The organism is Ancylomarina longa (assembly GCF_003996985.1).
Taxonomy (GTDB): Bacteria; Bacteroidota; Bacteroidia; order Bacteroidales; family Marinifilaceae; genus Ancylomarina_A; species Ancylomarina_A longa.
This window is the reverse complement of the sequence record NZ_RJJX01000188.1, coordinates 1-528: the sequence shown is the minus strand read 5'-3', so window position 1 is coordinate 528 and position 528 is coordinate 1. Positions and strand designations below refer to the sequence as shown.

The 528-nt window shown below is 30.5% G+C and carries 2 protein-coding genes; both read right to left on the bottom strand.

The annotated features are described in order from the left end of the window. Positions 1–225 (bottom strand): hypothetical protein (locus DLK05_RS17680; protein ID WP_209319958.1); only part of this gene is annotated, 225 nt, incomplete at its 3' end. After that, on the bottom strand, positions 226–528 hold a 303-nt coding region (locus DLK05_RS16930; protein ID WP_209319957.1), incomplete at its 5' end, for a hypothetical protein.

Here is a 528-nt window from a genome sequence, read left to right as displayed (position 1 = left end):
AGAATAACTATTAAAATAATCATCTGAAAGAGTAATTTGCCTCGTTCCATAACTGTTATTTAGTTGATTATAATCAAAAGAAAGTTGCATTTTATCAGTTCTTGAACGATTGAAATCTTCTCTTGCTTCAACTTCGTCAAATGCCCTTGTAAAAATCATTTTATAATCATAACCCATGTATCTATCATCATACAAGGTAGGAGCTTGAGAAATGCCTTTTGTCAACTAATGAGGATTATCAAACCCTAAACCTTCTTTTGGATGGTAAAATTTGAATTCCTTTGGTTTGTTTAGATGAATGGTTTGAGCAGTTTGATCTCTTTTCAAAAGTTCTTCCTTAAGTTCTTTGATTTTAGCATAAAGATCAGTTCTTTCAGCAAAGATAGAGTCATATAGAACAACATTCTTACTACACTCATTTTCTAAAATCTGAAGCTGTTCTGCTAATTCAGATATTCTCATATTTAACTTAGCCCTTTCTGTTTCAAATGTTTTCTTGTTTTCTTCCAAATATGTTACAGTTTGAAG